This is a genomic window from Sulfodiicoccus acidiphilus (assembly GCF_003967175.1).
GTDB lineage: Archaea > Thermoproteota > Thermoprotei_A > Sulfolobales > Sulfolobaceae > Sulfodiicoccus > Sulfodiicoccus acidiphilus.
This window is the reverse complement of sequence record NZ_AP018553.1, coordinates 656,949-678,702: the sequence shown is the minus strand read 5'-3', so window position 1 is coordinate 678,702 and position 21,754 is coordinate 656,949. Positions and strand designations below refer to the sequence as shown.

Genomic DNA, 21,754 nt, shown 5'->3' with positions numbered 1-21,754 from the left:
CAAAAGGTTTTTACATGACTGGGGAGTCCCTAACGTAAATGAAGGGAATAGTAGTTCCAATAGTCACTCCGTTCAACGAAAAAGAAGAGTTGGACCTAGATGCCTTGGGTGAGGTAACACGATATCTCTTAAGGGAGGGAATAGAGTGGATAATGGCCCTAGGGACAACTGGAGAGTTCAATATGTTAAGTGAGGAGGAGAAGGTCCTAGTTGTGAGAACTGTAGTTGAACATGGAAAAGGTAAGGTAATTGCAGGAATAAATGAGAACTCCTCGTACAACGCCGCGAAGCTGGCGAAACAGTACGCAGACGTTGGAGCGAGTGAGCTAATAACTATACCTCCTCTCTATCATAGGACGGACGAGTTGGGAATAGTGAAGTTCTATGAGTCTATAGCTAAGGTGGGATTGCCGGTCTATGTCTACAACATTCCTTCCCTGGTGGGGTACGAATTTCCTCCTACAGCTCTCCACAAACTGGTCGAAGAGGGGGTGGTGAGCGGGATGAAGTACACCACGTCCGACTTAGTGGCCTTCCTTAGATTAACAGCCTACGCCAAGGAGGCCAATTCAAGCTTTAACAGCCTCATGGGTGAGGATAGGTTGATAGTGGATGCGATAGCAAGAGGAGCTGATGGCACTGTAGCTGGCAGTGGTAACGTAGCCCCAGAACTAGTGGTACAAGCTGTGAGACTGACAAGAGATGGAAATCTCAGAGAAGCTCTCAAAATACAGGAGAAACTTACGACTCTAGTGGAGGCAATAATGGAGGGCGATTATCCAGCGCTCCTTAAGGCCGCAATGAGATACAGAGGAGTCAGTGGAGGGAAGTGCAGGTCTCCTCTACACTCCACTCCAGAGAGTGAGGGGCGAGTGTATACCGTCATGAAGTCCATGGGCCTATGAGGAGCATCGATATTCTGAGAGGTGTTGAAAGTATCCCCGTCCGAGGCCCCTATACAGAACCTTGAAAACTCAATCTCCCTAGGGCTGCAGCTTATGATTCCAACTCTCCTTCGGTGAACCTATTTTCTGAAAGGTCAACGACATTCTAGCCCGACGGGACCAAGGGAGTGACTTCGACTTCGTTCCTCTCGTAGAGATCAGACTTCCACCGACACAGCTTAAAGGAACCCTCGAGGTACCACCTAGCGGAGTGGTGGCCCTAACCCACAGAAGCCAAACGGCGGAAGTAGGCCCAAACCAACGGTCGGAACTACGAACCCTATAGAGGGGACCACCAGGGTGGCGAACAGATCAACCAAGCAAAACATCTACGTAGGTTAACTTTCCGTTAACTTCAATCGGAAGAATTAGGAAGCCTTTGCCTAAGTTTCCTCTTAGATGATAGGTCACTATTAACTCATTTATTGTCCCTTCGTTCACTAAACGGTAGTTGGCTGTAAAGGCACCAGGTACAACGAAGATAGTGACGTTAGAATTACCGTTTAGCTTCACCGTTACTGTGAATGTAGAGGAGTTGGCCACGATGAATTGGGGCGAGACGTAGAAGGCCTGGCCTGAGGTAGAGGAGGTGTAGTTCTGTGAAGAGATGTCCCGGATGGGAGTGACGGTAGTAGGAGCCTCGTTAAAGGCTGCGATGGTGGAAGTTGGGAACGGACTAGACTGATAAGAGATATTCGTGGCTTGAGACGTAGAAATGAAGTAGAACTTCTCCCCTGAGGAAAGGTTACCTATACTTAATTCCTCATCTTTTAGCATAACGACAATTTTCGGATGATTCAAGGGAAAGTCAGTTACCACCACACCCACCAACAACGCCAACGTCATGGAAAAGACCGCGCCTAAAATCACCGCTACAGTAAGCCTCACAATAAGCACGTCAATAGGTTCGTATATATGCTTAATCCGAACTCGCCTAGAGGACCTAGGAATCCTAGCAAGACTTCTAACTTTCGACGACACCATTCCCAACTTAGAAGTGATGAAGTTCGTCCTTTTGCGAGGAACGTAGAGGGAGTCTACGGCTAGGTGTTAGTGAAGTTCATCGGCAATGTTCATCTAATCGAATCTTCTTTTTATACGCGGTCGGAGAGCAATAAAGCGTGATATCGACATCCGAAATGAGAGTCTTAGAAGTAAACTCGCAGTTTCTCGGCGTTCCAACTCGACTCTTAATGGAGAATGCCGGAAGGGCTGTAGCAGCGGAGATCTCAAACAGGATCGATGTGAGACACAAAGAAGTCGTGATATTCGTGGGACATGGAGGAAAGGGGGGCGACGGACTAGTAACGGCGAGGTTCCTTGCCGGGGAGGGAGCTAAGGTCAAAGTAGTACTAACTGGGGAAGTGAAGCATCCAGACGCGGCTGAAAACTTGAGGATCATCGAGGACATGGATTTCTCCATTGATATAGAGAATGTATGGGACTACGAGCCTAGGGAGTATGCGGTTGCGGTAGACGCCTTGTTGGGAACTGGGCTCAAGGCTGCTCCCAAGGAGCCTTTGAAGACAGCCATAAGGCTGTTTAACGAAACTAGGGCTTACAAAGTGTCCATAGACTTACCGTCTGGCATGGATCCTGACAGTGGCATGACGTTCGGTGATTACGTAGTCCCCAACTTAGTCATAGCACTTCACGATGTAAAGGGTGGAGTAACGGGGAATTTCGACGTCGTGAAGGTCAACATCGGAATACCTCCAGAGGCTTCAATTTACGTTGGTCCCGGTGACGTGCTTGAAACGATTAAGCCGCGATCAATGAAGTCCAAGAAAGGTGACTTCGGTAGGGTCTTGGTAATAGGTGGAAACCAGACCTTTAGTGGAGCACCTACATTGGCCAGTCTCGGGGCCCTGAGAACAGGAGCTGACCTAGTATATACCGCTTCTCCAGAGGAGACTGCAAAGACAATATCTACATACTCTCCAGACCTAATTTCTATAAAACTAACTGGAAAGGAACTTTCTCCTTCCAACGTGGGAGAGCTAACACCGTGGATAGAGAGAGTCGACGCGATCGTGCTTGGCCCCGGCCTAGGGGTCTCTGAGAACGTGAGGGAAGCCTGTGAACTGATCCTCGAGGAACTAAGAAAGAGGGAGAAACCAGCCGTGATAGATGCCGACGCCCTCAAGGTCTTGAGGGGAAGGTCGATGTATAAGAAGGTGGTTGTGACTCCTCATGCTGGAGAGTTTAAGATTTTCTTCGGAAAAGAGAGCGGTGAGGGGAGGGAGAGGATAGTTAAGGCCTCCGAGGCAGCTAAGGAGAGAGAGTGCGTCTTGTTGTTGAAAGGATACTTTGACGTGATAACCGATGGAGAAAGGTTCAAGTTGAACAAGAGCGGAAATCCGGGAATGGCTGTGGGAGGTACGGGAGATGTCCTCACTGGTATAGTCGCAGCGTTGATGGCGAGGAAAATAGAGCCTTTCAAGGCCGCCTATGTTGGAGCTTTCATAAACGGTGTTGCTGGAAGTCTGGCCCACGCTAAGCTAGGAGACCACCTTACCGCCTCGGACCTAGTCTCACATATACCAGAAGCGATCCGCGACCCGCTTACATCGGCTTCTGTAAGACCTTATAGGAGAGTCTTAGGCTGAAGTATTATTACATGGAGAAGTGATTCAGATTGTGACGAAAATCTTCTTTTATAGGAAGATTACCTACTTATACAAACTATATTATGTGGAACTAGGACCTCAAGAAAAGGAGAACCAATGAGAATATCACGATTGTGGCTCCTACCACTTGATCGTTTGTAGGCATTTGTCCGAAAATGATGAATGCCAAGATCGTGGCTACCACTGGTTCTAGGAGAGTGAACGTATCTATCACTTGAGGCCTGACGCGCTTTGACAGGTAAATCACAGTACTATGTCCCACTAGCGTAGGTAAGGCCACTAAACCAGCTATAGCTAGCCAAGACCTGGCATTTAGAACACCAATTCCCTGAATTAAGATAAGAGGTGACATAATGAGAGCCGCCTCGAGATATATACTTGAGGTCATTGATATCGGATCGGCGTCCCACGTCCTTTTATTTAGAAGGATCGTATAGAAGGCAGTGGCTAAGGCTGCACCTAGCGCTTCCACATTACCTAGGACCTCTCCCAATACAAGAGGGTAATTCATGACTATTACTCCAAGAACCGCCAACAGGGCAGCCCAGAGGTCCGTTTTTGACACATTCACACCTAGTCCCTTCGCTATAGGAATGGCGAATATGGGAGAGGTAGAAACTAGGACAGTGGCGTCTATAATAGCAGTGGACTTCACGCTCTGAATGAAGAGGAACATGTGAATGCCGAGTAGGAGGGCATATGGAAAAGTCCTCTTAAAGTACTTCAGAGTTCCTCTCAGAGTCGCTAGAATCGCACCGGCCAAAAGAAACCTTAAAACTGCTATAGTAGCGGGGGTCATAGATGAGATAGCAACAAATATGGCGGCTGTCCCAAAGGAAGCACCTCCTAGAGTAAGGAGGATCAAGTCCCTTTTCATTTGGCCTAACCCCAATTCCTTCCAGAACCGATCCGTTTCCTGGTATTCGTTATTTAGATATACAGTTCTCTCCTTAAGTCTGATGTTTAGATTTCCATAGGACACTCATTAGTCAGGTCATTAGTTAGTGTGATCTCATTTTAGTGATGTTCAACGTAGAGGATGGAGCTTCCTCGCCTGAAACAAATAGCTTCTTCGTAGTTTAGGTTTGTCATAATGGGGGTTAAGGGGGCGAAAGACCCTTAAGGTGGGGACGGATAGCCTCCTTATGGAAACGTTTTCGTAATGAGACTCCAACGTCTTCTAGACATCGGCCGTGAGAGCTGGGTCGCACCCTCTGGACTGGGGGAACTCACGCCCGTGGAGAGGAAACCCTCCGTGATCCCCCTTCCGTACTGTTCAACGGAAAACCCACCAAAGGTACTTTCTTCGAAGGGTCGATGATTAAGGAAATTAGACATAAGTACTTCGGCATCAGGAAGAAGCTCCAGGAAAAGAGAAGACTAGACGTGATGAAGAGGCTAAGAGGGAAGGAGAGCGAGACTGTTAATCACGAGCTTCACGTTGTCTCCAAGAAGATCGTAGAATACGCCAAACAATTTCCTTCCCCAGTGATAGTCGTGGAGAAACTCACAGGAATTAGGGAGAACTTCAAGGAGAGCAAGAAACTCGATAGGAGGTTCCATTCTTTGCCATTTAGAAAACTACAGAATAATGATAAAGTACAAAGCGAAGATCAACGGTATAAAAGTGGTATACATTAACCCTAGAAATACACCCATGTCACAGATGTGGGCATGTTACCCACGTGGACGGAAGAGAATACAGATGTCCTAAATGTGGCATGACGTATAACCGCGATTTAAACGCGTCGATCAACGTAGCCCGTGCCTCAACGAGAGGTACGGGTCGGGGGGATGAAGGTGCACCGCGAAGGGTACCAGAAACCCCGAAGCCCCGCCCGTGAGGGCGGGGTAGTTTACGTTTTTGTATCCTCCTACATTCACATTCGGTCACAAATAGTTCGCTCTCAGGGGAGTAAGACACCACGAGCTATTAACGTAGATAGGAGGATAAGCCAGACAGGAAATCTCAGCGATATTCTTAAAATTTCTTAAAGAATATAATTAAAATATCTATGTCTGTGAAGTAAATATTAGGTCGTTAGCTATTACTATCAACCTACCATCCACTTTACGGTCTCCGACTAGTTTACTAAGCTCCACCATAGTTCCTGGGGGATCTCCCAGTTTCCTCTTACTATCCGATTTCCTATCGCGACTTGAGTCACAGTCACGTTAGATGCTCCGTAGTTGAATAGGTAGTAGCTCGACGTTGTGTTCCCAAATCCTACTATCTCCAGCCTAGTCTGGAGTTGCTCATCGTAAAGATGGTCACTCTGCTGAAGAACGGATTCCGAATTATAAACCCTCCCCCAGAACGCACCCAATAACGCCCCTGCAAGCGATAACGTTACGGCAGTTACTATCAGTGAGGAAAGGATGCTGGATAGCCCTCTCTTAGCTCTGGGCCAGGATTTCTTGGGATGTCTGATAAGTCTTCCCCCAGACGTGACACCTTCGATCAACAACGTGTAGTATTGCCCAGCAACAACTCCCTGTATTCCAACTTGAACCTCTTGTACCGTCTGACCGGGCTCTATCACAATGGTTGTGTGGTTAGAGTATGTTATAGTGCCCGTGGGAGATAGTAGTGAGACGTGAGTTACGTTGATTTCCACATTTCCGTAGTTCTGAAGGGAGAACTGAAGGGCAGCATCTCCACTAGGACTTACCACCAGTTGAGAGGACACCTGAAGCTGTGCTTGCTGAGTTAAACTCCCAAACAAACCCTGAGAGTAGGAGTAAAGTAGACCCCCCAGTGCGAGCGTAACAGCCAACACTAGGACGGTCCCCAAGATTGAAGACACGGCCTTCCTTTTCATCGACGTAATCTTTGTCTAAAGATGCGTCAGAGTGGGGAGAAAGTATTGGATAGCAACCAAAGCTAAGGAGGATGAGACGAGTAGAGTTGGAACGTCCACTAAGGTGAATTTAGATAGTTTAGAGAAAATTACCGTAGTAGCGAAGGTATAGGCCATAATTGCGGCCTTCAGATCAGCACTTTGTCCAACTATACTTCCCATCGTGCCCAACGTGAAGGAGATCAAGAAGGGAGACAACAGAGATAGGGCCTCAAAAGGTCTGAGCCTCGATCTCAGTTTCTTGAGAGAGGAGTTCATGTTCCAGACTAGGTTGGAGAGCTCAGCCAACCAATCCACCTCTCTTCCGCCTGTCTTATCTAGCGTTCTTATGAGTCCCCAGGCGAAGTTGAAGGCATTAGAAGTGGAGTTTAAAGCGGGGAGTTCTCCGTTCAACTTGGTGGCCACATTAATCTTCCTAAATAAGGTGCCACTAACTCCCCTGCTTATGCTAGACGCTCTAGATAACGCATATCTAACGCCATAACCTACCCTGTGAAGTTCCGAAAGTTCCCTTAGGATACTTGGCATACTGTCGTTCAGCTTCTCTCCCCTTAGCAGCTCCAAGTACCGAGGCAAACAAGTGAGGGCCAGCGACACTTCACTTATGTAAAGTCTGAGGTATAAAGGAATGGGGAAAGCAAAAGGTATCAAGGAAACTAGCGTGATTAACTCCCTTTTTCCTAGTTCTAAGGTAGTCACCTTGGGTTGGGAAGCCTCTATAGCCAAAATAATAGGTGGCAGTGTTAGTAGAGGAATGTAGGGCGTCATTCCGTTCGACGCAGAAAGAACAGAGAAAGCTACCAGTAGTGCTGGAAGGAGGAGTAGGACTGAAAAGGAGACCTCAACGAGTTCAGAGGCCCTCTCCACGTATTCCTGGAATCCTGAACCTAATTCGTCTAACGCCTCCCTAACCGCCCTTCTTAATCCGTTAACTTCGTCTCCGGCCCTAACTGAAGTTAAGTAAGTGTTAAAGAACTTACCTAGAGCGTCGCCCGAATGCAATTCCGCTCTCCTGGCTACTGCCTCTTGTAGGCCCACCCTCATGGCCTTCGCGTATCTGACCACGCTTCTATACTCCCTAGCGACGTCTCTTAAGCCTGGGAATTCACTTGCCTCTGAAAGGGACCTCACGATTCCCTTTCCCACAGAGACGTTCACGTAAGCGAGGATCGCGAAGTAGGGTACCTCAACTGCTAGTCTCGACTTGAGTTCGACTGTCTTGGCCCAGAGGTAAATAGGGATGTAGAAGTAAAGGAGAACTGGGATGGCGAGGCATACCAAAAAGTAGGGATTCCAAACACTGGCCAGGGATATTGTGAGGGCTAGAGGGAGGGTCGCAAAAAGGAGAATGTTCTCTACCTTCCTTAATTTCTCCGCGTCTTCTCCAAGAAGCTCTAGATAAAAGCTCACCTTTCCCTTAAATAGTTCCGTGGACTTTAGCTTCACCCTTCCTCCTCCCCAATTCCCTCAGAAGCCCCGTTGACAATGAGTCCTGGTCTAGGAGGTTCTGAGACACCATCGATGAAAGAATGGAGGATCTTGTCTTCAGTTCCTCTGTCACCTCCGCTTCTCTGAGGTCAAAATCTTTGACTAATGACCTGAGACGAGGCGACTTCTCCACTAAAACTGAGGGATCCTCTATTCCCCCAATTAGGGGGTGCCTAAGGACCTCGACGAACCTCACCTTTCCTTTTCTTCTGACGGCTTCATACACTTTAGATAATCTCCTTTCTCCTGAAGAAGATGGGGCCATAACTGGCATGACCCAAATGTTCTGAAGGAAGAGTGTTGCCACTTCTCTATCTAACAAATCAAGAATTCTGGTGACGGCGTCAGTGGGCCTAGCTCCGTGGAAGGTAGTCAGGGAACCGTGACCAGACGCTGAGGCGTGAACTAGAGCCTCTATTTCCCTACCCCTGACTTCACCTATCACCATATAGTCTGGCCTGTAACGGAGAGAGAGCCTAGCCAGATCCGATAGGTCGACCTTGTACTCCGTCGAGCCCATCCTTGCTATGAGCCTGACCCAGTTCTTAGTTCGTAAATTGAGCTCTGGGGTTTCCTCGATAGTTACTATTTTCATTCTTGGATCGAGCAAGTTCAGCAGACCGTTCAGCAGAGTCGTTTTACCACTTCCAGTCGCTCCGAGCACAATGATGAATGGCCTGAATTCCATGAGGTACCACAGATACGCAGCTTGGAGCGGAGTAATGGTGCCTTCTTTGATCAACCTTGAGGCGCTGACTGGCTCTTGTGGAAATTTTCTCACATCGAACGTCGTTCCAGGAATCGAGATCTCGGATGAAATCGTAGCACTCAGACGATGTCCCTCAGGAAGGGAGATCTCGATGTATGGTTTGGCTATGGAGACGCTTCTGTCAACTCTCCCCGCTGCCCTCTCTATTAATTTCAATACCTCTATATCATCTGGGAACACCAGGTTGGTTGTCAATCTCCTCATCTGCGAGTACCTCCTGTGGATTACCGTGACTGGCCTGCTTGGGCCGGAACACTCGATTTCTTCGACATCTGGATCAAGCATTGGAACAGTGATCCTACCATAGAGGGTCCTTCTCTTTAGGTCGTAGAGAATCCTCTCGGCTGACTCCGGGCTGTTGGCTCTTTTGGCCACGGCCTTCATCATGGCCTCCTCTACGTCTTCCTCTGAGGACAAGTAAATTTCCTTCATTATCTCTTCCTCTGTCCTTCTCTCGTCTTGCGTTGGTTCTGGCTCTATCACCTCGTATCTGCCACCATCCTCTCCCTCAATTATTCGCACCGTGGCTCCGGCCACGTTATATTCCTCTAGCAAATTTTCCTGCACGTCAACTTCTTGGGAAATCTCACACCGAGACCACGCCGTAACTTTCCAATTCCCTAAACATCGATAGAGCGTCCTTTACTGCTATCGATAAATGAAGAACGATGTCAGTCTTAAACGTCCTCTCCCAGGTTAGGCCGCTTTCGTAGGCCCTTACCCTAATTTCGGTGTAAGGAGGATCAAGAGGCACCCTCACCTCTTTTATTCCTCTAGCTGACCTAAGGCCATGAATCACCTCAATTGGAGAGTAGTTTGTTGTCTTAACTACTACCCAACTACCTTCAATCTCCACCTTGGCTTCCTCTAAAGGATCCTCTACTCCGACTATCATGAATTCCCTTCCCCTCCACAACACCTTCCTAATTCCTTTCTCCACCCTCCCCCGATAATTTCGGAGTATTCTCCCACCCTACGGAAGAGGACTCCCCTGTAATCTACTTGGTTTCTAGAGATTGCACTCCAGACGAACTCACCGTCTGTCCACACAGTTCTCTCCTCCTCCACATTCCCCCATCTACTCTTACTCCTCACGGGTTGACTGTCTGGCTTGTTGATAATTGTGGGAGTGACTGTCTTGGATAGGGTAGTTAACACTTTCTCGAACCTTCTGAGCGAAACTCTAACCTCGAAGGGAGAGGGCTGACTGAGCGTACCCACTAGCCTAGCGGAGCACTCTCCCTTTCCCTTCGCAATAAAGGCTTGGGATTTACCCATGGCTTCTACAATCAAAGAGCATCCAATAGCGCCAGGAATGGAGTAATGCACTTTCAAGAAAACCACGGAGTTCCCCTCTCCGTACTTATACTTTCCCAAGGGTGCGACCTTGGCCTCAACACCCTCCACTTCCACTTGAGGAGGTGGAGCCTCGATCCACACCTCGTTAATTGAACTCCAAAACATGTTCTCCACTGTCACCTTTCCAACTACAGGCTCCAACCACCGTGGTTCCACCTCGATCACCATTTCCTCTCCATCTTCCCTAGCGACCTCCACTAGTTCGTTCCCTATTTTGACCTCCCCTGGTCCACTAATTGCCAGTTTTGCCCCTCTCCCTTCCGTTACCTGGGAGAGAACGTTAACCACCTCTCCACCTTCCTCCGAAACGTCTAGGATACCCAACGTACCGTCCTCAGACGTAAGGAAGGCTCTCTTTTCATCAACGGCGGATCTGTAGACTCTCCTCAGGCCAGATACCTTTGAGAAGTCGAAAATGTTCGTTATGGTGGTTTCCTCTCCCACTATCACGGCAAAATTTTCTCCCGCGGAGCACGAGAGTGGGCTCGCTGACTTCCCCAGTTCTCTCCACCCATCCCTCATAAGGAGTCGCACTGATCCGCCGCACCATATTACAGTCCTTCCTCTAGTCTCCCCTAGAAGGTAAGTGTCTCCACCACAGAAACCAATAATTCCTCCCCCGGCCTCTCTTACGATACCGTTTTTCTCCCTGAAGACGACTCTACTGGAGACTTGACCCACCACGTAACCTTCTCCGTTAACTGTAAAAACCTCTTCTCCGTTCCACACGTCCGTTAGTCCATTCTTAGCCACAGACACATATTTCCCCCTCACGGTAACCTTTCCTCTGTCGGTTGACCAGGTCTTCCCCCCACTCAGAACAGTAACTTTCTTTCCATTGAGAAGAACGATAGTTCCTAAATATTCTTGGACCTCGTCATACTCTTCTCCGAGGAACTCGAGATGGCCGATGAGGCGGACTTGTTCGATGTCCTCCCCTACTCTCACGAATCTAACACCCGCAGCCTTTCTCAGTACCTCCTGCCTTCCATCGACTTCTCTTACCAGGTTTTCTCCCTTTTGATATATCCACTCGCCTCCTTCTTGCAAATCAAAAGGCCATAGACTCAGTTTGGGTTGTTTCAAAGCAGGTGTTTCTATCAGGAGGGCACCGTCTTTCCATGTTAACCAATGATCCATTCTTCTGATATCCGTCTTACCGTAATATAGGAACTTAGGGGACCTCACACTACAGATCAGTTTAAGAACGGGTGTCTGTTGGCCGAAAATCATAATGAGAGGCTGAAGGTAATGCCAGCAGCGTTTTACAAAAGACGAAAATCCTCGCCCCTTAGGGCGAGGGAGCAAGTCGACAGATGCCAGAGACTCACTCAACGCTTTTCTCCTCGCACACGCGATCTTTGTTAGTGAACAAGAGGAATGTGTTAACTCTAGGTTTCGCTGTCAATTCCGTTGCCCCCATGGGAATAGTGGCGCTCCACGAAGGTCTACTAACCTCCATAGAGACAGTGGCCCTCACTTCTCCCCTTTTCCTTACCCTTTTCCTTATGTTGCGAAGCGAGTGGCCTTCGCAGGGACTTTACAGTTACGTCAATCGAGTTTCAACCAAATTGGGCATGGTACAGCTTGTAAGCTGGTTGGGTAGCTACTTCCTTTACCTCTCCTACACAGTAGATTACATCGGCTATTGGCTTTTAGGATTGAGGGGAGTGGAGTTCTACCTTGTCACATCTACCTTGGGTTTTTCTATCTTGGTACTGATTTTAACAAACTTGGAATACTACGGCCTCTTGATCATGGCGGTTTCGCAGGTCCTACTCTCTCTGCCCATAGGCTGGAAGCTTTCTCCTTATCTTGCCTTCCCACCCATTGACTTCTTGTCTCCCCTCACGTCAGCCCTAGTGGTCATATGTGTCACTCTCATTCCTTACTCCCAGCCTGGGCGTCCTAGGTACGTTCTTTACGTCTTCGGGCTGTCCTCCATCATGTTCGTTATATCGTCCTTCTTCTCTGTTCCTTCCTACTTCGTGAAGTTTAGTTCCATCTCTGCTGCGGCCTTGGTTATTGCAGAATTTACGGCTATAAAAAGATTAATATGGGTAGGCTTCAGATCAAGGAAGCTGTTCCTACTTTTGTGCGTCGTCTTCTTGATCACCTTGATGGCTGGCCTCCCATATCCAGTCTCCTACTATGACTTGACAGTAGCTCCATCAGTGGCACTACTCTACTTCACTCTAGGGCTGACGTTTTTCGCGATGCCTTTTTACTTCAGAAGGCCTCTTCATTCCCTCCTTTCACTTCTCACAGCAGGTTTAGTAACATATGGACTTTACTCAGTTCTCGTCTCTTCGACTCCTATTCAGTTGTCCCTAGAGATCGGAGCTATGCTCGGTTCCGTTTCACTCCCTTTCCTTGTGAAGGTCATAGAAGTTCTCTTCAAGAAAGGGAAGAGCCCCTGATTTGTCTACCTAACTTATCAGGAAACTCGCTGTAGTGGGGCAAAGAATGGTGAACTCACCCCCGCGAAAGGAACATCCTCGCGGTGGGGATTCCCTTCGTCGAAGACTTGCTATACACCCCCAGGAAAAGTGAATGTATGATGAGTCCCCTGCCCACAGGCGCCCATACTCATCCGAACCCCGATCTAGTTCGGTACCTACATATTGCTAGGCGAGCCGGAGGAGCGCCTCGCGGACCTTCTCCTGGACGTTTAGGGGACTCACGCTATCGAGAGTGTCACGGGGAGTTCTTGAGGTTGAATTTAAATGAGGGGATCCTCACTACGGTCTTCCCCTTCAACTTCGGATAATATAGAGTGAGAACAAGTTACGCCATGGGTAAGCATGTTGTAAACAATGTATTGAGGACGCGGAAGTTTAGCGAAGGACACATTGTGGCTCCTTATCTGCCTCACTTAGCTATAGGAGAAGTAACTTGGCTCTTCCACAAAAAGGTTCACATAGCTTTATGAAACACTCTAAGGCGCTCCGGCCTTTGAGGCCCATCTCCTTCGTCACTGATTTTATTCTCCCATGATTTTCCGCGAGGGCGGCGGACCTTCTCAACTCTACCTTGATTCCTAACAACGTCTTCTGATCCAGCTTAGTTGAAACCACCACCTTCAATGGAATAGGGACATCACCGCAACTACCTTTCCACTTTTCCCATAGATTTCCAGGCTCCTCTACTACTTCTGCATCTGCTGATCCTCTATCCTGGACTGGAATCCATCGCCTGTTTGTGAACAGCCTGGCCAAGTAAAAGTGGACTGAGTGAGAACTAGGTACGAACAGCTTATTTCCGCTTCTCCACGACCTTATCTCCATCCCCTCCGAGAATACAGCTCCGTTGGATAGGACAAGTACCTCTCCAAGTTGAGGAAGGAGGGGAATAGGGACGTAGGCGAGTTCCACATCCTCAACAACGAACCTGATCTCGTCCTCCCTCACCTTACGAAGAGTTATGTTCCTAACTTCAGACCAAGGTATAACCTCCCTTTCCTCCGAATAAGCTAACTCCACGCAACTCCTTCGATAGATGGGAACAAAAGCCTCCATGTCGAGACCTCTATTGACCTCTGACTTCCCTTCGCTATTGAGAGTTAAATTCAAAGTTGTTCGCGGCTCCCGCAATCGTTTCGAGTTTTAGGTCTCACTTAGGGAGTAGTGAGATTCGAAGGACTAACTATCTCATTTGAATAATTAGGGATTCCATTTAACTCCTCAGGTTTCCGGGGGGAGGAGCTCCCGCTGTTCCTAGCCCAGTCCTGAACTTCCTTCGGGATAGAGCAATAATGGCACGAAAAGATTTTCAAAACGTATAAATTATCTACAAAGGATGCGAGTCTTCGCAGGCGACGCTCTCCTTTAAATTTCATTACATCTGGCTTTGTCCTCCTGAAATCCTGTTTGATTTCCTTCTGTTCTACAGTTAAAACTCTTCTCTGTCTTCTCTAAGACACTCTAAACCTTGGTGATTAAATTGAATGTGCTCGTACTTGGAGCCGGATACGCTGGAGTCAACGCGTATTACGCGCTCAGGGGAAAGGCCACCTTGATTACCGACTCTTCCACATTCAAGTTCTACACAGCCTACCTGCGGAACTTATTAAGGGTCACCCCTTACATTTCGAAGCTTCCGAAGGGAGCAGTGATTGAGCGCATCAATGACTTGGACCTCAAGGGGAAGTGGATTATTGTGGGAGGAAGAAAAGTCCAAGCAGACAAGATGGTTATTGCACTAGGCTGTCGCAGGCCTAGACTAGATCAGTTGCTGCGTGAATTGAGGTCCTCTAACAGGCCGTCGTTAGGAGTTGAGTACAATTACGATGAATACATTGCTATTCAGGCCCTATTGTACCTCAGACAGAGGGGTCTCGAGGTCAAGTACTGTGGAAGTCCACTTTCGTGGTTAGGAGAGGAGGTCTCAAAGGTAGTAGACGATTCCCTTAGTGAAGTAGGAGTCAGGGTTGGTGAGTCCTGCGAGTTCCAGTTAACGGCCCCTGAACCCCACGAGCTGATCGGTCGTTTCCTCTCGCCCGGCCCGTCTCTAGAGGTGGAACCAGGGGTCTACGTAGCAGGTGACCTCTTGGAAGGCCCTAAGTTGGGGGAGCTAGCAATGAGAATGGGGACAGTCGCTGGCCTCAACGCCAGTGGAAGGGCGAAGGTCCTGAAGCCTATATTTATCAACATACTTGACTTCGGAAAGTTCGGACTTCACATTAGGAGCGACGTCCCCTGGGGAGGAACCTACGTAAGTGTCAAGAAGTCCCCGATTAGGAGACTGATGAAGAGGTTCATTGAGAAGTACTACCTATGGAGGAAGGGTAGGATGGGCATCCTCTCGTTCCTCTAAGAGGCCCTGGATATTCGTAGTCCTCTCACTAGGGCAAAGGGACTTACAGTCGGCGTCTCTACCTCCCACCACCTTATGGGATACCTCGTCTTCGAGAGAGATTCCACGTTCAATAACAAGTTCCTAAGACTGTCAGCTATTCTCAATCTCCTAGCTATCCCTACTTCCCTTCCATCCTTTAACACGATTATGGCATCCCTTCCGACGGTCGAGAACGTACCCTCAACGTAGTTCTGCATTCTAGTGTACCAATTGTTGTTGAAGAGCAGAGAGGCTCCAGAATAGAGGGATTCTTCTCCTACATCACCCTCTCCCACCTCCAGACTCCACGGCCTTGGGAACACCCATCCAGCGTTCCCAGTACTCTTCCTCTTGGCCTTCTCTGCTAAGGCCCTATTGTACAGGAAGGTCTCGAGCTTTCCCCGTTCTATTATGGGTTTATTGTAAGTATCTACTCCTTCGTCGTCGAATTCCCACGTCCCGAAATAGGTTGATCTGGGAGAGTCAACTAGGGATAGTCTCTCTGAGGCCACTGCATCGCCCGGTCTTTTCCCTAGAAAAATGGAGCTTCCCACTTCTAAGGACATAGCAGACGACATCCAGGCCACGATCCCTATCAGGTTCGAGAAGACTAAGGGAGACAGCACCACGTTGTACCGTCCGTCTTCTATCTTCACTTCACCGCTCAGCTCGGCGTATCGCGTGGCCCTGCGCACGGTATCCCTTAGCTTAACGTAATCTATCGAATTCCCAGACCAAGCCCAACTCCCGCTGTTCTCCCCCTTAAAGGCTCTAAAGTATGCCGTCACATTCGCGTTCTCTTCCTCCCCCTCGAATCCTCCAGACGTCTTAAGCTTCCTACTCATTAGGGCTATGTCTATGGTACCGTACGTGTCCACTTCGAAGGAGTTGAGTACGTGTTCCACTACTTTGGAGGGATCCTTCACGGCCCCCTCCACTTCGCCATTTGTGATCCTCTTGACGACTTTCCTTTCGTCCTTAGGAAAGACAACTGGGAAAGGAGTCTGGGAGTATTGTAACTTCCTCCTCGCCTCCTCCAGTGCGTCGCTTACGCTCCCTCTTCCTCCGGCTATCGCTGTCCTGTCACCGGAAGTTAGCACGACGCTGTAAGCCTTGGACTTCCATCGCTGGGTCACCGTGATAGCGTTGGAGGCGAACTTCACCATTGTCCTTTTATACTCGAAGGTGAGAACGGCGTAACTGTCTACGCTCTTAAACTGTTCCTCCATCACTCCAACACCTTCACTCTCACGCCCCTCATTCTCATGTCTGGCCCTCCAAGCCACACTGGAACCCCCTGGCTTGGTTCTCCCTTCCCACACGTTCCTGGATAGAAAGTCAGGGTATCGTCAACCATGTCTACTGACGAGTATATCTCACCTGTGGTGGACTCGAGCACCGGGAACTTAAGTGGGTCTCCTAACTCACCCCTTCTCACCTCGTAGGCCTCAAGTCCTACGTACCTCTGTCCCCACCTCGTATCGTCAATGTTCCACTCCATGTACGACTTCAAGAATACACCGTCCTCCACGTCCTCGAGGAGTTCCTCGAACTTAGCATTACCTGGTAGGAAGAACGTGTTTGACATCCTTATTATAGGTTCAGACTCGTAGTCCATCGCCCTAGAAGAGCCGTTGCTTCTGGTTTCCCAACGCGAAGCAGTGAACCTGTTATGGAGGAGCTCGTTGACTACTCCATCCTTTATCAGGAACTTCCTCCTGGCTCTCACCCCTTCGTCGTCCACGATATAAAACCCCATGCTACCTTCCAATGTAGGATCGTCCACTAGGTTCAGGACCCGTGTTCCCATACGCCTTCCTATCCAATCCTTGTTTAGGTAACTTCTCCCCGCCTGTGCCGCCTCCCTTCCCAGAACTCTATCTGCCTCGAAGGGATGACCTCCAGACTCGTGGGCTATTATTCCAGCTATCATGCCGCTCACTATGACGTCTTTCTTTCCTGGGCTGGGAGCCTTCCCTCTACTTACTAAATCGTCTACCGATCTGATCCTTTCAGCTATGGCTTCCATGGCCCTCCATTCTTTCACCTTCTCGAATCCCCCAGAGTTTCCGAATTCCTCTACGGAGGCCGTAATGTATTTGTCTCCCTCCTTAAGCGTGAAAGAGTACCATAGTCCAACTCTGCCCACCCTAGAGCGAAGCCTCAGCCCAATAGAGTTCACCACCTCTTTCTCCTCCACTCCCTCCCAGTAGTTCAACGTCAATCTCTCCAACTTGCTGTTCAACTTTAGTGCCCTCGCCTGATCGAAGATCCCCTTCAACAGCTCTAGCTTCTCCGCGAGGTCCACTTCTCTGAAGCTTTGCCTCCCCTCGTAGGAGAACTCGACATTTCCCACTTCGCCATGCAAGTCCACACCTACTTCCCAACCCCTACCTATCGGTGTAGAAGTCGGCTCTGGAGGGCTAGTGTCGTCGGAATAGAAGTCTAGGTGTCCCTCTCTATACGTCCTTAGAGAGTAGCCAGATGAGGAGTCCTGTTCGTTGCTTATTATGTTGCCGTTGAGCATAATTAGCTGAGAACTGAAGTTCTTGTGGAACCTCACCTCGGCGTATTGAGCACCCCACTTCTCTGCCTTCAGTAGAGCAGCCTCGAGAGTGGACATGACGGTAAGTGAGTTATTAAGCTAAAAAGCTGTGCGTTGTTGGCCCGAATACAGAGGGTGATCTTCCACGATCCTAACCCTAGTCGTCTCCTGCACACCCTGTTTTAACTTCCCCCAAGGAACCGTCCCCTCACTGATTTAAGCGGCAGGGTGATGAATGTCGCTTCGTGGCTAAACTAAGGACGTATGCCGTGTTACAGACCTTGGCGTCAAGTCTGACTCAACCCTTCGTTAACTTCCTAGCTGCTTTATTGGGTGTAGACGGAATAGATCTCGGAATAATAGCCACCGCTAACACCTTCTTCTCTTCTATCTCACAACTTGCACTGTCCTCCATAAAGACCTCCCCCAAGAAACTGATCCTCCTAGCCGACGTCTCAGTCGGGATATTGTGGTACCTCATGGTAGCTATAGGAATCAATTACCCGGCGGCATACGTTGGGATCTACATCGCCATTTCCTGCCTATCTGGGATGTCCACATTCGGCTGGCTCATAGTCCTTGAGAGGTTCAGCATTGGAGCCAGAGGAAAGCGTTTGGCCGAGTACGGTTTCTACTCCTCCATCGGGGGGTTGATCGCCACCTTGGTCACGGGCTTGCTAGTTGGCTCAAATTACTCTAACTTCGCGCCAGTATTCCTAGCATCGGGCTCCATATACCTAACTAATGGTCTGCTAACCCTGAGATGGGAGGAAGTAGCCGAAGCCAGGCCCTCCAAACCCTCCCTCCCTAAAGTATGGAAGTTCCTTGGTATCACCGCCGCGTTTAACGCAACTTGGGCCTTTGCATGGCCTCTCTTCCCCTTAGCACAGGTGTATGTGTATCACATGAACGCTTTGCAGGTTGGCCTCACCTCTGTTATAGCTGGTTGTTCTACGCTCATCCTCCAGAGGAGAATAGGGGCTTTAGTCGACAGGTACAGGAAGTTCATGATGTTCCTCGGGAGACTCGGCCTCGTTACTTTCCCCCTAGCTTACGCGCTTGGCACCTCGGTTTACGACATATACGGAGCGCAGATCGTGTCCGGCTTCACTGGTTCCATATCCTCCACAGCATATTACTCATATCTGTTCGACAAGGTAGAGGATAAGAGAAGGGGTATAGCCTTTTACAACGCGTTCTCAGGTGTAGGTGCCTTGGCTGGAGGGATCTTGGGAGGGCTCATGGCCACCCTCCTGGCGCCCCTGGGGCAGACCTTCTCCTTGAGGTTGTTACTCTTAAGTGCAGCTCTAGGGAGATTGGCTGCTTCCACCCTCTATCTCTTTCTGGACGACGCTAGGAGCTCGGCTCCTCCCCCTTCGAGAGCAGAGGCAGTGGCCAGGCATCATTGAGGATCGTAGGTGCTCAGAAAGAAGAAGTAGAAGGACTTCAGCGTAGGTAGGCTCACGTCGTAGGATGAGACTGCTATGAATGTACCTCTCTGTTCTGCGATCAGAGTGTAACCCTTTCCTTCATTGAAGCTAAATAGGGTAACGTTTTCCCCTCCCACCATTATCTCCTTGACATTGGTATCGTTTATGAGTGAGACGTACTGACGTGCGAATTCTCCTGCAGCGGTCTGGTTTCCGAAGACTAACATGTATCCGCTGAGGGTAGAGTTGCCGTTCTTGTATACAACACTGACACACTTTACAACGTGGAGTCCGTCCATGATGAAAGGACCTGTGGAGTATTGGTAGGTGACCCTCTGGAATCCGTCAAACCGATCCGGTCCCCTAGCGACGATAAAAAGCGAAAGCACTATCACGACTGCTAGTATTGTAGTAGCCACGGGGACTATTACCTTCCACCTCATGGGAACGGGTTCGATGATCGGAGTTAAAGCTTTGTCCGAAAGCTCCATTTTAATACTAGTTAGGCGAGTTTCTTTCATGAAGATCGCTACACTCATGATTCCAGATCCTCCGCTGTCGAGGCCTGAGGAGCTCGTGGGTCAGGCCCTACGTAAGGTCAGGGACAGGGGAATAGGGCGAGTCATAGTAGCAGACGAAGTGGTGAGGGGGGTCGTATCAACGCGAGACCTAATATCCTTCTTCATAACTCAATGTTACAGTGGGTGTCGAGAGGCTGAGGTGTCATCGCTGGCGTCAACTAAGATCTCTAATGTAATGAACAGGGATCCCATCACTGTGAGTCCTGACGACGAACTAATGGATGCCTTGACCATAATGGTGGCTCGTAACTTCGGTTCCCTTCCTGTGGCAGACAAGGAGAGGAGGCCACGTGGATTAGTAACTGAGAGGGAGCTCTTGCTGGCTTACAAGGAACTCCCTAGTACCGGTCCGGTCTGGAAGTTCATGTCAAGGAGAGTCAACGTGGTCAGCGATGATGAACCGCTGATGGACGCAGCAGGAAGGATGGTAAGGAGGGGTTTCAGGAGACTTCCGGTTCTAAGTAATGGGAAGGTAATAGGAATGCTGACGGCAGCGGACGTGCTTAGGTCCCTAGCAGAGTCTGTGATTAATAATTCCCCCAAGAATATATTAACAGCACGTGTTCGAGACGTAATGAACCGGAGGGTGATCACAGTTGATCCAGACATCGACTTGAGGGATGCTGCGTCGATCCTCGTTCAGAAAAAGATAGGTTCGCTCTTGGTCGTGAGTTCTGGGGAGCTTCAAGGAATAATAACTGAGCGGGACATGTTGCTCGCTCTACATTACCAGATGCATCTTAGAACCACTGGAGAAAAGGAGTGAGTCTGAAACCTTAGGAAGGCCCTGCGTTATTGGTACTACGAATGTGAGGAAGACTCCTAAATTTATGTACCCTTCTAGAAAGCTCTTTCTTAAATGGGTTCACCTAGTGTTAGACTTTAACGCGTTCGTGTGGCATTCGTTACTTTTAATTGCTTCTAAGCATCGTTTCGATGCTAATTGAGTTTGTGCTATATTACCCAGAAATTTCCCGCGACGCCCTCCCAACCGACGACGGGCACCGCCCAAGAGGTCTCGGGGGTGACGGATGTCTGATGGGAGGGCGGCGGCCTCTTCGACCGGCCCAATGAGTTTAAGGTTTGTGATCACTCAAGGGGTTTTCGCGGAGGAATCGAAAGTAAAAGTGGATGAGTCACGTCCTGGGTAAACACTTGACTAGTGGGAGTGAGTTATAGGGCTCCCCCTCTCAGTTTTGGGCTTTCCCAGAAAAATGTTCGAGCTGAAGCTTCCTCGAGTGGGTGGGATAGGTAACCTCTCCGCTGTAGTCACAGAAAATGTACAAGGAACCATTGAATCTGAAATGAAGGGCCATTTTATACCGTAGTAGAACATATTTTAACTGGTTTGAGAGTGTGTTCAATCAATGAAGAAGGTCGTGAGAACTACTCAGGCCCCAACACCTATAGGTCCATACTCTCAAGCCGTGGATGTCGGGGAGACACTCTTTATCTCTGGTCAGATACCAGTGGATCCCTCCACTAACGAGTTGGTGAGGGGAGGAATAAGGGAGCAGACAGAGAGAGTGATGGAGAACCTGAAGGCAGTCTTGGATGAGGCTGGGCTGGCTCTAGAGGACGTAGTAATGACTTTCGTGTACCTAGTAGATTTGAAGGATTTCAATGATTACAATGAGGTTTACGGAAAATACTTTAAACAACCTCCAGCTAGAGTTACGGTGCAAGTTTCAGCCCTCCCCAGAGGGGCCAAAATAGAGGTAGCCGCTATAGCTCATAGGTCGTAGGTCAGATCTTCCAGTAATCTCCACACTCTTGGACAACTGAGGTCGCCTATCTGGTGCGATCCATGCTCTGCGCAGGTCGCGGCTATAGGTCTTCCCTCCAACAGGAGGACTTCCGCCCCTTCTCCTTCGACTATCGTGTAGGCGGTTCCCTTGAACACTGTATTGTGGTGCACTGCTGCCACCTTAAAACAGTCTACTGCAAGTTTACTCTTTTAATCTTTTCCGTCCCTCCTCTCAACGAGGGGGACGGACTTCTTTGATGGAGAAGAGTAGACTCCTTTCCGATCCCCTATTTGAGGTTCCCCACAGTTTCAGGGGTTCCCTCACCGTTGCTTCTCTTTTGTGATCCAATACGAAGGAGAGGGGTTTCTTCACGTTCGATGGGAAGTCTATGGCCCTTCCTCTAGACGTTCAAGGTACAGTCCAGCCAGGAGGGGAGTTTGTAGTAGAGGGGACGGTTCGCTACGCCTCTAGGTTTCTCCGTCACCTGAACGCTGTATGGACAACCTCACTTAGACACGTCGTAACCCGCTACCGTTTTAGTCGTCGTTTAGAATAGCTCGACT

21 protein-coding genes are annotated in these 21,754 nt (G+C 49.1%); 9 read left to right on the top strand and 12 right to left on the bottom strand.

Features of this window, described 5'->3' with window-relative positions; all coding sequences use genetic code 11:
• Positions 1–38: 38 nt before the first annotated feature.
• Positions 39–905, top strand: a complete 867-nt coding sequence (locus HS1genome_RS03555; RefSeq protein ID WP_126449645.1) for a dihydrodipicolinate synthase family protein — start codon at positions 39–41, stop codon at positions 903–905.
• 351 nt (positions 906–1,256) lie between these two features.
• Here HS1genome_RS03555 and HS1genome_RS03550 read toward each other — a convergent pair whose 3' ends face one another.
• Complete coding sequence (locus HS1genome_RS03550; protein WP_126449644.1) at positions 1,257–1,832, bottom strand: hypothetical protein; 576 nt, start codon at positions 1,830–1,832, stop codon at positions 1,257–1,259.
• A 233-nt stretch (positions 1,833–2,065) separates the two neighbouring features.
• Between HS1genome_RS03550 and HS1genome_RS03545 the strand changes: the two genes are divergently transcribed.
• On the top strand, positions 2,066–3,553 hold the full coding sequence (locus HS1genome_RS03545) for an NAD(P)H-hydrate dehydratase (protein WP_126449643.1): 1,488 nt from the start codon (positions 2,066–2,068) through the stop codon (positions 3,551–3,553).
• A gap of 91 nt (positions 3,554–3,644) precedes the next feature.
• On the opposite strand, the gene HS1genome_RS03540 is transcribed toward HS1genome_RS03545, so the two are convergent.
• Positions 3,645–4,451 (bottom strand): DMT family transporter, encoded by an 807-nt coding sequence (locus tag HS1genome_RS03540; protein WP_126449642.1) that lies wholly within the window; start codon positions 4,449–4,451, stop codon positions 3,645–3,647.
• A 440-nt stretch (positions 4,452–4,891) separates the two neighbouring features.
• On the opposite strand from HS1genome_RS03540, the gene HS1genome_RS12515 reads away from it, so the two are divergent.
• Entirely contained in the window at positions 4,892–5,215 is a 324-nt protein-coding gene (locus HS1genome_RS12515) for an IS200/IS605 family accessory protein TnpB-related protein (protein ID WP_229768109.1), read from the top strand.
• A gap of 44 nt (positions 5,216–5,259) precedes the next feature.
• On the top strand, positions 5,260–5,418 hold the full coding sequence (locus HS1genome_RS12510; protein ID WP_232018783.1) for a transposase: 159 nt from the start codon (positions 5,260–5,262) through the stop codon (positions 5,416–5,418).
• 240 nt (positions 5,419–5,658) lie between these two features.
• On the opposite strand, the gene upsA is transcribed toward HS1genome_RS12510, so the two are convergent.
• The 5 genes from upsA to HS1genome_RS03510 are packed head-to-tail and all read right to left on the bottom strand — an operon-like array spanning position 5,659 to position 11,191.
• A complete protein-coding gene (gene upsA, locus HS1genome_RS03530; RefSeq protein ID WP_126451299.1) occupies positions 5,659–6,396 on the bottom strand; it encodes a pilin subunit UpsA in 738 nt (245 codons plus the stop codon).
• A gap of 15 nt (positions 6,397–6,411) precedes the next feature.
• Entirely contained in the window at positions 6,412–7,881 is a 1,470-nt protein-coding gene (upsF, locus tag HS1genome_RS03525) for a membrane pilin protein UpsF (RefSeq protein WP_126449641.1), read from the bottom strand.
• Positions 7,853–9,247, bottom strand: a complete 1,395-nt coding sequence (locus HS1genome_RS03520; RefSeq protein WP_126449640.1) for a type II/IV secretion system ATPase subunit — start codon at positions 9,245–9,247, stop codon at positions 7,853–7,855. Before HS1genome_RS03520 ends, upsF begins: the two co-directional genes overlap by 29 nt.
• A gap of 31 nt (positions 9,248–9,278) precedes the next feature.
• On the bottom strand, positions 9,279–9,587 hold the full coding sequence (locus HS1genome_RS03515) for a hypothetical protein (protein WP_126449639.1): 309 nt from the start codon (positions 9,585–9,587) through the stop codon (positions 9,279–9,281).
• Positions 9,584–11,191 (bottom strand): hypothetical protein, encoded by a 1,608-nt coding sequence (locus tag HS1genome_RS03510; protein ID WP_126449638.1) that lies wholly within the window; start codon positions 11,189–11,191, stop codon positions 9,584–9,586. The genes HS1genome_RS03515 and HS1genome_RS03510 overlap by 4 nt, the downstream gene beginning before the upstream one ends.
• A 227-nt stretch (positions 11,192–11,418) precedes the next feature.
• On the opposite strand from HS1genome_RS03510, the gene HS1genome_RS03505 reads away from it, so the two are divergent.
• The gene (locus tag HS1genome_RS03505; RefSeq protein ID WP_126449637.1) at positions 11,419–12,471 is read left to right on the top strand and encodes a hypothetical protein; all 1,053 of its coding nucleotides are present in this window, start codon (positions 11,419–11,421) and stop codon (positions 12,469–12,471) included.
• 459 nt (positions 12,472–12,930) lie between these two features.
• On the opposite strand, the gene HS1genome_RS03500 is transcribed toward HS1genome_RS03505, so the two are convergent.
• Positions 12,931–13,533, bottom strand: a complete 603-nt coding sequence (locus tag HS1genome_RS03500; protein WP_126449636.1) for a hypothetical protein — start codon at positions 13,531–13,533, stop codon at positions 12,931–12,933.
• Positions 13,534–13,993: 460 nt separating this feature from the next.
• Between HS1genome_RS03500 and HS1genome_RS03495 the strand changes: the two genes are divergently transcribed.
• On the top strand, positions 13,994–14,866 hold the full coding sequence (locus HS1genome_RS03495) for an NAD(P)/FAD-dependent oxidoreductase (protein WP_126449635.1): 873 nt from the start codon (positions 13,994–13,996) through the stop codon (positions 14,864–14,866).
• On the opposite strand, the gene HS1genome_RS03490 is transcribed toward HS1genome_RS03495, so the two are convergent.
• Together HS1genome_RS03490 and HS1genome_RS03485 are read right to left on the bottom strand one after the other, a co-directional pair.
• Positions 14,863–16,116, bottom strand: a complete 1,254-nt coding sequence (locus HS1genome_RS03490) for a TldD/PmbA family protein (RefSeq protein WP_126449634.1) — start codon at positions 16,114–16,116, stop codon at positions 14,863–14,865. The two genes, HS1genome_RS03495 and HS1genome_RS03490, sit on opposite strands and share 4 nt — an antisense overlap.
• Positions 16,116–17,510, bottom strand: a complete 1,395-nt coding sequence (locus HS1genome_RS03485; protein ID WP_126449633.1) for a TldD/PmbA family protein — start codon at positions 17,508–17,510, stop codon at positions 16,116–16,118. Before HS1genome_RS03485 ends, HS1genome_RS03490 begins: the two co-directional genes overlap by 1 nt.
• A gap of 167 nt (positions 17,511–17,677) precedes the next feature.
• Here HS1genome_RS03485 and HS1genome_RS03480 point away from each other — a divergent pair, with 167 nt between their 5' ends.
• Positions 17,678–18,841, top strand: coding sequence for an MFS transporter (locus tag HS1genome_RS03480; protein ID WP_126449632.1), 1,164 nt, complete (start codon positions 17,678–17,680; stop codon positions 18,839–18,841).
• Here HS1genome_RS03480 and HS1genome_RS03475 read toward each other — a convergent pair.
• On the bottom strand, positions 18,835–19,305 hold the full coding sequence (locus HS1genome_RS03475; protein ID WP_126449631.1) for a hypothetical protein: 471 nt from the start codon (positions 19,303–19,305) through the stop codon (positions 18,835–18,837). The genes HS1genome_RS03480 and HS1genome_RS03475 overlap by 7 nt on opposite strands.
• 76 nt (positions 19,306–19,381) lie before the next feature.
• On the opposite strand from HS1genome_RS03475, the gene HS1genome_RS03470 reads away from it, so the two are divergent.
• Both HS1genome_RS03470 and HS1genome_RS03465 read left to right on the top strand, forming a co-directional pair.
• Entirely contained in the window at positions 19,382–20,209 is an 828-nt protein-coding gene (locus tag HS1genome_RS03470) for a CBS domain-containing protein (protein WP_158613711.1), read from the top strand.
• Positions 20,210–20,810: 601 nt separating this feature from the next.
• On the top strand, positions 20,811–21,188 hold the full coding sequence (locus HS1genome_RS03465; protein WP_126449629.1) for a RidA family protein: 378 nt from the start codon (positions 20,811–20,813) through the stop codon (positions 21,186–21,188).
• Here HS1genome_RS03465 and HS1genome_RS03460 read toward each other — a convergent pair.
• The gene (locus HS1genome_RS03460) at positions 21,176–21,370 is read right to left on the bottom strand and encodes a hypothetical protein (protein WP_229768112.1); all 195 of its coding nucleotides are present in this window, start codon (positions 21,368–21,370) and stop codon (positions 21,176–21,178) included. The two genes, HS1genome_RS03465 and HS1genome_RS03460, sit on opposite strands and share 13 nt — an antisense overlap.
• Between the last annotated feature and the right edge of the window lie 384 nt (positions 21,371–21,754).